Annotated in this window: 13 protein-coding genes; 6 read left to right on the top strand and 7 right to left on the bottom strand. The window is 63.7% G+C overall.

Annotated features, from left to right (window positions below; genetic code table 11):
• Window positions 1-243 precede the first annotated feature (243 nt).
• Together Q8R73_RS12685 and Q8R73_RS12690 are read left to right on the top strand one after the other, a co-directional pair.
• Entirely contained in the window at window positions 244-1,122 is an 879-nt protein-coding gene (locus Q8R73_RS12685; protein WP_305719890.1) for a DMT family transporter, read from the top strand.
• 223 nt (window positions 1,123-1,345) lie between these two features.
• Window positions 1,346-2,779, top strand: coding sequence for a caspase family protein (locus Q8R73_RS12690; protein ID WP_305719891.1), 1,434 nt, complete (start codon window positions 1,346-1,348; stop codon window positions 2,777-2,779).
• A gap of 75 nt (window positions 2,780-2,854) precedes the next feature.
• Here Q8R73_RS12690 and Q8R73_RS12695 read toward each other — a convergent pair whose 3' ends face one another.
• Both Q8R73_RS12695 and cysK read right to left on the bottom strand, forming a co-directional pair.
• Entirely contained in the window at window positions 2,855-3,094 is a 240-nt protein-coding gene (locus tag Q8R73_RS12695; RefSeq protein ID WP_305719892.1) for a BrnA antitoxin family protein, read from the bottom strand.
• Between the two features lie 2 nt (window positions 3,095-3,096).
• Complete coding sequence (gene cysK, locus Q8R73_RS12700) at window positions 3,097-4,074, bottom strand: cysteine synthase A (protein WP_305719893.1); 978 nt, start codon at window positions 4,072-4,074, stop codon at window positions 3,097-3,099.
• A gap of 228 nt (window positions 4,075-4,302) precedes the next feature.
• On the opposite strand from cysK, the gene Q8R73_RS12705 reads away from it, so the two are divergent.
• Window positions 4,303-4,518, top strand: coding sequence for a hypothetical protein (locus tag Q8R73_RS12705; RefSeq protein WP_305719894.1), 216 nt, complete (start codon window positions 4,303-4,305; stop codon window positions 4,516-4,518).
• A gap of 30 nt (window positions 4,519-4,548) precedes the next feature.
• Here the strand turns inward: Q8R73_RS12705 and tgt are convergent, their stop codons facing one another.
• Window positions 4,549-5,682, bottom strand: coding sequence for a tRNA guanosine(34) transglycosylase Tgt (tgt, locus tag Q8R73_RS12710; RefSeq protein WP_305719895.1), 1,134 nt, complete (start codon window positions 5,680-5,682; stop codon window positions 4,549-4,551).
• Window positions 5,683-5,959: 277 nt separating this feature from the next.
• Between tgt and Q8R73_RS12715 the strand changes: the two genes are divergently transcribed.
• Complete coding sequence (locus tag Q8R73_RS12715) at window positions 5,960-6,985, top strand: aspartate-semialdehyde dehydrogenase (protein ID WP_371126087.1); 1,026 nt, start codon at window positions 5,960-5,962, stop codon at window positions 6,983-6,985.
• 271 nt (window positions 6,986-7,256) lie between these two features.
• Window positions 7,257-8,378 carry a hypothetical protein gene (locus Q8R73_RS12720; RefSeq protein WP_305719897.1) on the top strand — a complete coding sequence of 374 codons (1,122 nt, stop codon included), beginning with the start codon at window positions 7,257-7,259 and terminating at the stop codon, window positions 8,376-8,378.
• A 33-nt stretch (window positions 8,379-8,411) separates the two neighbouring features.
• Here the strand turns inward: Q8R73_RS12720 and queA are convergent, their stop codons facing one another.
• From queA to coaD, 4 genes are all read right to left on the bottom strand, one after another.
• On the bottom strand, window positions 8,412-9,491 hold the full coding sequence (gene queA / locus Q8R73_RS12725; RefSeq protein ID WP_305719898.1) for a tRNA preQ1(34) S-adenosylmethionine ribosyltransferase-isomerase QueA: 1,080 nt from the start codon (window positions 9,489-9,491) through the stop codon (window positions 8,412-8,414).
• A gap of 123 nt (window positions 9,492-9,614) precedes the next feature.
• Entirely contained in the window at window positions 9,615-10,079 is a 465-nt protein-coding gene (locus Q8R73_RS12730) for a peptidylprolyl isomerase (protein ID WP_305719899.1), read from the bottom strand.
• 204 nt (window positions 10,080-10,283) lie between these two features.
• Window positions 10,284-10,847 (bottom strand): peptidylprolyl isomerase, encoded by a 564-nt coding sequence (locus Q8R73_RS12735; RefSeq protein ID WP_305719900.1) that lies wholly within the window; start codon window positions 10,845-10,847, stop codon window positions 10,284-10,286.
• Window positions 10,848-10,875: 28 nt separating this feature from the next.
• A complete protein-coding gene (gene coaD / locus Q8R73_RS12740) occupies window positions 10,876-11,373 on the bottom strand; it encodes a pantetheine-phosphate adenylyltransferase (protein WP_305719901.1) in 498 nt (165 codons plus the stop codon).
• A gap of 283 nt (window positions 11,374-11,656) precedes the next feature.
• Here coaD and Q8R73_RS12745 point away from each other — a divergent pair, with 283 nt between their 5' ends.
• Entirely contained in the window at window positions 11,657-11,914 is a 258-nt protein-coding gene (locus Q8R73_RS12745) for a hypothetical protein (RefSeq protein WP_305719902.1), read from the top strand.
• The last annotated feature ends 40 nt before the right edge of the window (window positions 11,915-11,954 follow it).

Below are 11,954 nucleotides of genomic sequence, written 5' to 3' on the forward strand. Positions count from 1 at the left end.
AAGGACAGGCCCGGAACCTAGAGATTCCGGGTTGGGTGCTGCGCACTGCCCCGGAATGACGACTACGTTTAGCACCGATCGCGCGGGCCCTCCCACCCGAATTTTGGCGCGGCGCAGCACTGCCCCTGCATATTTGCGCGTTGCAAATCGCGTCGGGGTCGCCGATACCGGCCTGCCCTTCCCGCATCTGCGCGCCGCACCCGGCGCGGCAGCCTTAAGCAATCTCCTGGCAATCACCCAACGATGGACCGAACACCTTCCATACCTAGGGCCGCGCTGTGGATGGCGGGCTGGCTCGCCCTGATGCTGATCATCACGGTGGCCGGCCGCGAGGCGACGCGCGAGGTCAACGTCTTTCAGATCATGGAGGTGCGCTCGATCCTCGGCTTCTGCATGCTGTACCCGCTGATCCACATGAATGGCGGCTTCGCTGGAATGAAGACCGCGCGGCCCCTGCAGCACATCGCGCGCAACCTTATCCACTATGGCGCGCAGCTCGGCTGGTTCTTCGCTCTGACCCTGATTCCGCTCGGCCAGGTGGTATCGATCGAATTCACCATGCCGATCTGGACCGCGATCCTGGCCGCGGCCTTTCTCGGCGAGCGCATGACGGCCTGGAAGATCGCGGCGATCGTGCTCGGGATCGTCGGCGTCATCGTTATCGTTCGTCCCTCGACCGGCGAGTTCAATCCGGGCCAGTTGATCGCGCTGGCCGCCGCGGTCGGGTTCGGCATTTCCATCGCCATGGTAAAGTCGCTGACTCGCACCGAAAACACCGTGACGATCATTTTCTGGATGCTGGTGGTGCAGTCGCTGGCCGGATTCTTCCCGGCAATCTACGTCTGGGTCTGGCCGTCGGCCTGGGCCTGGGGCTGGATCGTCGTGATCGCCTTTTGCGGCACATTTTCACACTACTGCATGGCGCGCGCGATGCTGTATGCCGACGCGACGGTGGTAATCCCGATGGACTTCCTGCGGGTTCCTCTGACCGCCGCCGCCGGCTGGCTGATCTATTCGGAGCGGCTGGACATCTTCACCGTCATGGGCGCGGCGCTGATCCTCACCGGCAATCTGCTCAACCTCAAGACAGCCGGTCCGGCTCCCGCGCGGGCTCGCACCTGACCGAAGACGCCGCCGAATCGCCGACGATTTCATCCGACCCACCTCTGCAACTGTGATCTAGATCACTCACGTCGGCCCTCCGGCCGGTTAGTGTGATCTATCGGCGACGGGGCATCTCAATTCGGACACCTGCCTGATTTTCGACACAAGGCGTGGTTTTTTCGTATAGTCTGTCGCAATTCGTTGCTCCCTATCCGCGCGATTCCACCGGGGGATTTTTATAATGCGCTATCTCACCGTAATTCTTTCCCTGATTTGCATGGCCTTTACCGCCCAGTCGGCCAACGCCGAACGGCGTGTTGCCTTTGTCGTCGGCAACGGCACCTACAAAAACGTTCAGCCGCTGCCCAATCCCGAGATCGATGCCAAGTCGATGGCGAGCGTGCTTCGTAACGTCGGCTTCGAGGTGGTGGAAGGCACCAACCTCACCCGCGACAAGATGACGGAGCGGCTGCTCGAATTCGGCAAGAAGGCGCAGGGCGCCGACGTCGCGGTGTTCTTCTACGCCGGCCACGGCATCGCCATCGGCGGCACCAACTATCTGTTGCCGATCGACGCCGACATCAAATCGGAAATGGACGTCAAGCTCGGCTCGGCCATCAATATCGACCTGACGCTCGACCAGACCATGAGCGATGCCAAGGTCAAGCTGGTGTTCCTCGATGCCTGCCGGGACAACCCCTTCGCCGCGAAGATCAAGGCGAATGCCGGGGCCACCCGCAGCGTGTCGGTGCAGACCGGCCTTGCCGAAATGAAATCCGGCGAAGGCACCCTGATCGCCTTCGCCACCGGTCCCGGACAGACTGCGCTCGACGGCCAGCAAGGCAGCAACAGCCCGTTCACCCGCGCGCTGATCGCCAACATCGCAACGCCCGGCGTCGAGATCCAGCAGGCGATGACCAAGGTCCGCGCCCAGGTCAACGAGGAAACCCGCAAGGGCCAGCTGCCTTGGGGCCACACCAACCTGATCGGTGCGGTCTATCTCAATCCGGCTGCAGCGCCGGCGGCGAACGCCGCGGGACCGGCCTCGTCCGCGCCAGCGGTGGCTGTTGCCGCGACCGCGCCGGATTCCGACGTCGAAGTGGAGTTCTGGCGCACGGTCAGGGACTCCAACAAGCCCGAAGAACTCAACGCCTATCTGAGCAGCTATCCGAACGGCCAGTTCAAGCCGCTGGCGCTGGCCCGCATTGCCGCTCTGAAGGACGGTCCGTCGACGGCGACCCGCAATCTGACCACCGGGATCGATCCCAAGACGTTTGAAGCGGAAGCCAACCAGACCACGGAAGACCAGATCGGCCTCGCCGTAGGCCAGCGCCGTGACGTGCAGCGCCGGCTCAATGGCCTCGGATTCGATACCAAGGTGACCGGCAAGTTCGATGCACCGACCCGCGCGGTGATTACGCGCTGGCAGGCCGCTCGCGGCTATCCCAGCAGTGGCTTCCTGAACAGGTTCCAGCACAAGGCGCTGTTGACGGAAATCGTCGTCACGACGCCGACCGCCGCCTCGAGCGACGGGGAAGCGAGAAAGCCGGCGCGACGCGCGCAGCAGCAGCAACAGCCGCAGCGCAGCAGCGGCCAGCGCGGCGGCGGGGATGCCGGCGCGGCCTTTGTCGGCGGCGTGGTCGGCGGCATGATGGGCGGCATGTTCCGGCGCTGATCGGCCGCTCCGCCAGTTTCGAACCTGCAAAAAGCCCGGGTCAAACCCGGGCTTTTTCGTTGCGCGATGTGGCGGCTATTTTCCCACCGCCTTGCGTAACGCCTCGTTGATCCGGTCCTGCCAGCCCGGTCCGCCCTCCTGGAAATGTTCGAGCACGTCCTGGTCGATCCGCAGCGAAACCAGTTCCTTCACGCCGGGAATCGCAGCCGGTTTCGGCGGCGCTTCCACGACCCGGGTGGTGGTTTTCTTGAAGGCCGCCTCGGCTTCCGTCCGCGCATCGTTCAGGGTTCGCGGCCGTCTCGGTTGATCCGCCATGGCTAGATCCCCTCGAACAATACGGTCGACAGATAACGTTCCGAGAATGACGGCACGATCGCCACGATGGTCTTGCCGGCGGCCTCCGGCCGCTTGCCGATCTGCAGCGCCGCCGCGATCGCGGCGCCCGACGAAATGCCGCCGGGAATACCCTCGTTGCGGGCCAGCGCGCGCGAGGTTTCGATCGCGATCGGGCCGCTGATCCTGACGATTTCGTCGATCACCGACCGGTCGAGGATATCGGGAATGAATCCGGCGCCGATGCCCTGGATCTTGTGCGGGGTATGCTGACCGCCCGACAGCACCGGGCTTTCCTCCGGCTCCACCGCGACGATGCGCAGCGACGGCTTGCGCGGCTTCAGCACCTGCCCGACGCCGGTGATGGTGCCGCCGGTGCCGACGCCGGCGACGAAGTAGTCGATATTGCCGCCGGTATCGTTCCAGATTTCCTCCGCCGTGGTACGACGGTGAACTTCCGGGTTGGCGAGGTTCTTGAACTGCTGCGGCATCACGGCGTTCGGCGTGGTGCGCACCAGTTCTTCCGCGGTCGCGATCGAGCCCTTCATGCCTTGCGCCGCCGGCGTCAGAACGATCTCGGCGCCCAGGAATGCCAGCATCTTGCGCCGTTCGATCGACATCGATTCCGGCATCACCAACTTCAGCCGGTAGCCGCGGGAAGCGGCGACGAAGGCCAGCGCAATCCCGGTATTTCCCGACGTCGGCTCGATCAGTACGGTATCGGCATTGATCAGGCCGGCCTTTTCCATCGCGATGATCATCGCCGCCCCGATGCGGTCCTTCACGCTGGCGGCGGGGTTGAAATATTCTAGCTTTGCCAGAATCGTCGCGTACACCCCGTGCGCCTCCGGCAGCTTGCGTAGACGGACGATCGGCGTGTCGCCAACCGCATCGATAATCGAGTCGAAAACCCGGCCCCGGCCGGGACGGTGCACTGCACTCGTGGGTGACGGCGCGTCCATGAAAAACTCCTGTGGCGGCAATGTGCTGGTATCTGGAAGCTCTTCCATCATTACGGACAGGTTGTGGCAACGCGCAAGCCGGGAATCCCGGCTGCCGCAATTTCGCTGCGTTGCGAAACTGAACGCCGCCAAATAACGTCAAACGAACGCATTTATGTTGCGGCAACGTCAAACAAATCGGTGTATGCTAAAGTCTAAGTTCGAGGTTCAGATCGCCAGGAGGTCACGATGCCAGCAATCGCTGAAGTCATGTCGACCGTCGCGTCCAACCCCAGTCCCCGCGGGTGTGATCTGCCGACCTGCCCTGTTTGCTTCGACTCGATGGTCGCTGCAGAGGGCTCCGCCTATTTGTCGGAAAACGTCATCAGCTACCTGTGGACGTGCGATACCTGTGGCTATGGGTTCGTCACCAAGCATTCGGTCAAGCGGTTCGCCTGTATCTGAGGAATCCCGAATTGCTCTGGATTCGGACTTTCAGCGCGGCGCGATGTCGCCGCGCGCCCAATCGGCGCGGGTGCGCGCGCGAAAATCCTCAAACGTGCCATTCGAAACCGCATCGCGGATGCCCTGCATCAGGTGCTGGTAATACGCAACGTTGATTTCCGACAGCAGCATGGCGCCAAGCGTCTCGCCCGACTTCACGAGGTGGTGCAGATAGGCGCGCGCGCAATCGCGCGTCGACGGCCACGCGCTGGCCTCGTCCAGCGGCCGCGGATCGTCGGCGTGGCGGGCGTTCTTCAGATTGATCTGGCCGAACCGGGTGAACGCCATGCCGTGGCGCCCGTTGCGGGTCGGCATCACGCAGTCGAACATGTCGATGCCGCGCGCCACCGCCTCCAGCATGTCCTCGGGCGTGCCGACGCCCATCAGGTATCGTGGGCGGTCCGCCGGCAGGATCGGGGCCACCTCCTCGATCATGGCCAGCATCACCGCCTGCGGCTCGCCGACCGCGAGGCCGCCGATCGCGTAGCCGTGAAAGCCGATCTCGACCAGCCCCCGCGCGCTGGCGTGCCGCAATTCGGGCACGTCGCCGCCCTGGGCGATGCCGAACAGCATGGTGCCGGCGGGGGCGCTCTCGAAGGCGCGCTTGCTGCGCTCGCCCCAGCGCAGCGAGAGCTGCATCGCGCGCTCGATATCGGCGCGCTCCGCCGGCAGCCGCACGCATTCATCGAGCTGCATGGCGATATCGGAGCCGAGCAGCCGCTGCACCTCGACCGCGCGTTCCGGCGACAGTTCGATTTTCGTGCCGTCGAGGTGTGAGCGGAAGGTGACCGCGTTTTCCGTGACCTTGCGCAACTCCGACAGCGACATCACCTGGAAGCCGCCGGAGTCGGTCAGCATGGGACCGTTCCAGCCGGTAAAACGTTGCAAGCCGCCGAGGGCGGCGATGCGCTCGGCGCCCGGCCGCAGCATCAGATGATAGGTATTGCCGAGCACGATATCGGCGCCGGCATCGCGCACCTCGCGCCAATGCATCCCTTTCATGGCGCCCGCGGTGCCGACCGGCATGAAGGCCGGCGTGCGCACGATGCCATGCGGCGTGGTCAGCCGTCCGCTGCGCGCGGCGCCGTCGGTGGCCAGAAGATTGAAATGACCGGGAAGGCTCATGGATCAGCTTATCGCGCGACAAGGGCATCCGGTTCAACGGCGTCGCAGAATATTTTCGTTCCCGAACCCGTTGACGCGGTCAAAATTCTCCCGCATAAGCCCGCGCCATGATCGTCACCACCAAACGCACCGCGAAAACCGCAAAGCCCTGCCGGGCTTCGGGAGATTCGCGCGCGTAACTGGACGACCGCGTCATCTGAACCGAAGCCCCGCCTGAGAAGGTCCGGGGCTTTTTTGTTGCCTCGGACGACCCGGCCCCAACTGAGTGGAGACCAAAGTGAAGAGCGACCCCGTTGTTGCCATCGCCGGCGTGACCGGCGCCGTCGGTGCCGAATTCATCGCCACCCTGGACAGGCGCGGCTTTCGCGTCGGAAAGCTCAGGGCGCTGGCCAGCGCTCGTTCGGCAGGCAAGTCGATCGACTTCCGCGGCGTGCGCATCATGATCGAGGAACTCACGGAGCACGCCTTTGACGGTGTCGACATCGCGCTGTTTTCGGCCGGCGGCGCTATTTCCAGGCGGTTCGTACCCATCGCGGTGAAGGCCGGCGCCGTCGTGGTCGACAATTCCTCGGCCTTCCGCATGGATCCCGAAGTGCCGCTGGTGATCCCCGAAATCAACGCCGGCAGGATACGGGATCACAAGGGCATCATCGCCAATCCGAACTGTGCGGCGATCACCGCATTGGTGCCGCTGTGGCCGATCCACCGGGTCAACCGGGTCAGGCGCGTGATCATCTCGACCTATCAGGCGGCCAGCGGCGCCGGCGCCGCCGCCATGGAAGAACTGGTGGAATCCACCCGCGCCAGCCTCAACGGCGAGGCCTACCGGCAGAAGGCGCTTCCGCACCCCTGCGCATTCAACCTGTTCAGCCACAACACCGCGATCGACCCCGCGACCGGCTACAATGAGGAGGAGACCAAGGTCATCCAGGAGACCCGGAAGATCTTCGAGGACCACCGGATCGCCGTCGGCGTGACCTGTGTGCGGGTGCCGGTATTGCGCGCGCATTGCGCAGCGATCACCTTCGAATGCGAAAATCCGATCTCCGAAGTGGAGGTGCGCGATATCCTGTCGGGCGCGCCGGGCATCAAGATCGTGGACGACCGGGTGAAGAACTACTTCCCGATGCCGATCGATGCCTCGGGCCAGGACGACGTGCTGGTCGGCCGCATCCGCCGGGATCTCAGCGATCCCACCGGACATTCGATTTCGATGTTCGTGGCGGCTGACCAGTTGTTGAAGGGCGCCGCGTTGAACGCGATCCAGATCGCTGAATTGCTGCCGGAGCGCGCCATGGCGTGAGTAGCACTCCTGGCAAAAGGCGGCAGCGTTGGCACTTGGCAAAGTCCGGCACGTCAATGATGCCGACAAACAGTTGATGGAACCAATGTGGTTCATCTGGATTGGTCATTACCTAACCCAAGCCATTCGACTGGGTCGCAGACGTAGCAACACATGTTGCCGATCGTCGATAACCAGACCAGCTGCTCGAATCGATCGAAGCTCAGGCAGTCCAATCTCGCAGTTGGATCATTGATCGCCGTGTGCAGCAAAGCCATAGAGGTAAACCGAAATGCTGCATGTCGATATTCCAACCCGGGCTGACCTCCTGGCGCTCTCGACCCACCGCGATCCAATGAGCATCTCGATCTATCTGCCGACTTCCGCCGTTACGCAAAACACCGCCGGCGAGCGTATCGAACTGAAGAATCTGGCGAAAGACGCCATGCAACAGCTGGACCTGAAATCCGGCGACAAGGGTCGCCTGGCAGAGTTGTCCGAACATCTCGACGATCTCGTGGATGACGATGAGTTCTGGCGGTTTCAGGCGCGCAGCCTCGCGATTCTCGCAACGCCGGACAACATCCGTACATTTCGGCTTCCCAACACGCTTTTGTCGTCGGTGGCCGTTTCGGATCGATTTGATTTGATGCCATTGTTGCGAGCGGTCACCTTCCCGCAGGTTGCCATCGTATTGGCTCTCGCAGAGGGTTCGGTCAGGGTGATCGAGGTCTCCGCGGACCTGCCGGCGAAGGCCATCAAGGTCGACGGCTTGCCAAGGGATGCCGGCAGCGCCGTAGGCCGCGCCAGCGTCAACGATCGCTCGCCCAGCGGCCGGATACAAGGCTCGGAAGGTCAAAAGGTCCTGCTTCGGCAGTTCGCTCGCAAGGTGGATGGCGCGTTGCGGCCGTTCTTGTCCGGGAGCGACGTGCCGCTCGTCCTGGCTGCGGCGCAGCCGCTCGCATCCATCTATCGCTCGGTGAACAGCTACGCTCATCTCGCCGAAAAGGGTATCGACGGCAGCCCCGAGACCTTGTCCGATGCGGCGCTTGCCGAGCAATCCCGCGTGGTTCTTGATGATCTTCATCGAGAGGAAATCGACGCGTGGGGCCGGCTTTTTCAGACCCGCGCCAGTCAGGAACGTGCGACCACCGACGTAACAACCATCGCCCGCGCCGCGACGTTTGGAGCGGTCGAATCGCTGCTCGTGAATATCGACGAGACGATCCATGGCACGGTTGACGACGAAACCGGGGCTATCACGTTTGCCGATCACGCCGGCGCGGACAGCTACAGCGTCGTCGCAGAAATCGCCAGTCGGGCGATGCGCTCGCAAGGACGGGTGTTTGCCGTTCGCAAGGACGATATACCGGAAGGGAAACCACTGGCAGCCGTTCTTCGCTATGCGGTTTGAGCGCGATCAAGACCAGCTGATGCAGCCTTAGCGTCAGCTCTCCGCCTGGCGGAACATCAGGCACGCGTCGCCATACGAATAAAACCGGTAGCCGCTGCCGATGGCGTGCGCGTAGGCACGCTGCATCGTTTCGAGCCCGGAAAATGCCGCTACCAGCATAAACAGCGTCGAGCGCGGCAGGTGAAAATTGGTCAGCAAGACATCCACCGCGCGAAAACGATAACCCGGCGTAATGAAGATCGCGGTGTCGGCGTCGAATGGCTGGATGGTGCCGTCTTCCGCCGCGGCGCTTTCCAGGAGGCGCAGCGAGGTGGTGCCGACCGCAACGATGCGGCCTCCTTTGGCCCGGGCCGCGTTCAAGGCGGCGGCGGTCTCCCGGGAAATGGCGCCCCATTCGGCATGCATCCTGTGCCCCGAGGTGTCGTCGACCTTGACCGGCAGGAAGGTCCCTGCCCCGACATGGAGCGTGACGCGGTGAATCGCGATACCGCGTTCGCGCAACGCCTTTTCCAGTGGGGCCGTAAAATGCAGCCCTGCCGTCGGGGCCGCCACCGCGCCCTCATTGGCCGCAAACATGGTCTGATAGTCGGTAGCGTCGCGCTCGTCGGGGGCGCGCTTGGAGGCGATGTAGGGCGGCAGCGGCGGGCTGCCGAGATCTGAAATCGCCTGGTCCAGCGCCGGCCCGTGGAACGAAAACGACAGCGTCACCTCGCCGTCCTCGCCCTTGCGCTCGACCTCGGCATCGAGATGACCGAGCAGGCACACCCTGCCCTCATGGCCGAAGCGGACCACATCGCCCGCCGCCAGTTTCTTCGCCGGCTTGACCAGCGCCTGCCAGCGCGAGCCGTCGAGCCGCTTGATCAAGGTCGCCTCGATCTTCGGCTCGGTGTCGCGGCCGATGCGGCGGCCTTTCAACTGGGCCGGGATCACCTTGGTGTCGTTGACCACCAGCTGGTCGCCGGGTTCAAGCCATTGCGGCAGTTCCCCGACGACGCGGTCGAGCAGGCCCCCGTCGGAACGCACCACCAGCATCCGCGCGGAATCGCGCGGGCTCGCCGGCCGAAGCGCGATGTTCGCGGCGGGAAGTTCGAAGTCGAACAGATCGGTGCGCATGGCGCGATGCGCTCCAGCGTGTCTCGGACCGTCATTCCGGAGGCCGCGCGAAGCGTGGCCATCCGGAATCTCGAACTTCCGGGTTCATGCTTCGCATGCCCCGGAATGACGTTGCGTTTTCGCTTAAGCCGCGTCCAGCGCCATGCGGGCCTTGACGATCTTGTCCGGGTTTTGCACCGGCTCGCCGCGCTTGATCTTGTCGACGTTGTCCATGCCCTCGGTGACCTTGCCCCACACGGTGTACTGGTTGTTGAGGAACGAGGCGTCGTCGAAGCAGATGAAGAACTGGCTGTCGCCGGAATCCGGGCTGGCGGCGCGCGCCATCGAGGTGGTGCCGCGCACATGCGGCTCCTTGTTGAATTCCGCCTTCAGCTTCTTGCCGGAACCGCCGGTGCCGGTGCCTTGCGGACATCCGGTCTGCGCCATGAAGCCCTCGATCACGCGATGGAACACGATGCCGTCGTAAAAGCCTTCGCGCACCAGTTCCTGGATCCGGGCGACGTGGCCGGGGGCGAGGTCGGGACGCATCTCGATTTTGACGGGGCCCTGGGTGGTTTCGAGGATCAAGGTATTTTCGGTGTCAGCCATCTCGGTGCTCTCCGGGTTTGGGTGGGAATTTTTTGCAATATCTAAACGTTACGAGCGGACGACCGGCGATGGTGCCGTCCAGTGCATCGGCGAACGGCAACGGCGCAGTGCCGCAACGCCCCGATCACCGGAGGGCGGTCGATAGTGACAGCCCGGCGCCGCGGCAAACCGGGGAAGCGGTTTGCGGTGCGGCGCCACCGCGGTTCACTTGATGTCGGATGCGACCTGCACCTTCACCATCTTGTCGGGATCCTTCACCTCGCCGCCCCGCGATCCCGGCGGCGCCTTCTTCAGCTTGTCGACCACGTCCATGCCGGACACCACTTCGCCGATCACGGTGTACTGGCCGTTGAGGCTGGAACCCTCGGCGAACATGAAGAAGAACTGCGAGTTGGCGGTATCGACGCTGTCGCCGCGCCGCGCCATGCCGACCACGCCGCGGGTGAACGGCACCTTGGAGAACTCCTGTTTCAGGTTCGGATATTTCGAACCGCCGGTACCGTTGAAATTCTGGCCGTCGCCGGTCTGCGCCATGAAGCCGTCCATCACCCGGTGAAACGGCACGTTGTTGTAGAAACCCTCGCGCGCCAGCGTCTTGATCCGCTCGGCATGCTGGGGCGCCACGTCGGTGCGCAGCTTGAACACGATGCGGCCCTTGGTGCTGTCGATGACGATCGCATTCGCCTTGTCGAGACCCGCGGGCAGCGGTTGCGCGAGCGCGGGGGCCGCGCAGATCAGCGCGGCGATAAGGCCAAGAATTCGGATCATGAAAACTCCGGGGATCAGGGATGAGGGCTCAGGTGGCGAATTTGGTCTTCAGCGAAGCGGCAACCGCCGGCGGCACGAACGCCGAGACATCGCCGCCCATGGCAGCGATCTGCCGCACCAGTGTGGCGGTGATCGGGCGGACCGCCACCGATGCCGGCAGGAACACGGTGTGCACGCCGGGCGCCATGGTCTCGTTCATGCCCGATATCTGCATCTCGTAATCGAGGTCGGTACCGTCCCGCAGGCCCCGAATCATGATGGTCGCCCCCGCCTTGCGGGCCGCGGTGACGGTCAGTCCGTCATAGGTGGTGCAATCGAACGCGCAGTGGGCCGCGGCGGCGACCGGGGCGAATACCCGCTCGACCATTTCCAGCCGCTCCTCGGTCGAAAACAGCGGTTTCTTGCCGGGATGGACCCCAATGGCGACGATCAGCCGGTCGCACAGCCCGACGGCGTGCCGGACCACATCCAGATGTCCATTGGTAACGGGGTCGAATGAGCCGGGGTACAGCGCGATACGGGGCATAAAACCATCTACCCCGCCGCGCGCAACCCCGCAAGCCGGGGTTGGTTCCAGGCCGTCGGTCCAAAACCCCCGCTTTTATATTCGGTTAGCCAATGAACCACTTGCGGGGTCACTGCGTCATCTAGGCAGCCGAACAATGTTTCGTCCCCGCTGCGACGACGAAACAAAACTCCGGCAGGACGAAACCATTTCGCGGGCGCGCGAAGACATCCGGAAACCGGCTCGGGCTATCAGTTAACCAACGAAACGGCGGGCCAAAAAGGCCCAATGACAGGGGACCGTCATGATCAAGACTTTTTCAGCCATCGCCATCGCCGCGTTCATTGCAGGCGCCCTCACCGTTCTGCCCGGCTTTGCCCCCCAGGTCGAAGCCAGCGTGCCGGTAGCCCTCGCCAAGGGCGACCGCCTGGATATCAAACAGATTGGCCCCAATTGCTCGCAGCAAGCCTGGCCGAATTTTGAAGCCGCCTGCCTGCGCATCGCCGGCAAGAAGACCATGATCCGGGAAGCCCGCCTGGTCACCGCCGACCGCACTCCGTAGAAATTAGCTGCCAGGTTGCTCTGGTTCGAGGTCCCCGGGA

The sequence above is a fragment of the Bradyrhizobium sp. genome (assembly GCF_030697065.1).
Classification (GTDB): domain Bacteria; phylum Pseudomonadota; class Alphaproteobacteria; order Rhizobiales; family Xanthobacteraceae; genus Bradyrhizobium.

Excerpts from the sequence above, each read along its gene's own strand:
- Q8R73_RS12735 (WP_305719900.1), bottom strand. The coding sequence starts at position 10,847 with ATGATCCGAATTCTTGGCCTTATCGCCGCGCTGATCTGCGCGGCCCCC.
- queA (WP_305719898.1), bottom strand. The coding sequence starts at position 9,491 with ATGCGCACCGATCTGTTCGACTTCGAACTTCCCGCCGCGAACATCGCG.
- tgt (WP_305719895.1), bottom strand. The coding sequence starts at position 5,682 with ATGAGCCTTCCCGGTCATTTCAATCTTCTGGCCACCGACGGCGCCGCG.
- cysK (WP_305719893.1), bottom strand. The coding sequence starts at position 4,074 with ATGGACGCGCCGTCACCCACGAGTGCAGTGCACCGTCCCGGCCGGGGC.
- Q8R73_RS12720 (WP_305719897.1), top strand. The coding sequence starts at position 7,257 with ATGCTGCATGTCGATATTCCAACCCGGGCTGACCTCCTGGCGCTCTCG.
- Q8R73_RS12690 (WP_305719891.1), top strand. The coding sequence starts at position 1,346 with ATGCGCTATCTCACCGTAATTCTTTCCCTGATTTGCATGGCCTTTACC.
- coaD (WP_305719901.1), bottom strand. The coding sequence starts at position 11,373 with ATGCCCCGTATCGCGCTGTACCCCGGCTCATTCGACCCCGTTACCAAT.
- Q8R73_RS12685 (WP_305719890.1), top strand. The coding sequence starts at position 244 with ATGGACCGAACACCTTCCATACCTAGGGCCGCGCTGTGGATGGCGGGC.
- Q8R73_RS12745 (WP_305719902.1), top strand. The coding sequence starts at position 11,657 with ATGATCAAGACTTTTTCAGCCATCGCCATCGCCGCGTTCATTGCAGGC.
- Q8R73_RS12730 (WP_305719899.1), bottom strand. The coding sequence starts at position 10,079 with ATGGCTGACACCGAAAATACCTTGATCCTCGAAACCACCCAGGGCCCC.
- Q8R73_RS12695 (WP_305719892.1), bottom strand. The coding sequence starts at position 3,094 with ATGGCGGATCAACCGAGACGGCCGCGAACCCTGAACGATGCGCGGACG.
- Q8R73_RS12705 (WP_305719894.1), top strand. The coding sequence starts at position 4,303 with ATGCCAGCAATCGCTGAAGTCATGTCGACCGTCGCGTCCAACCCCAGT.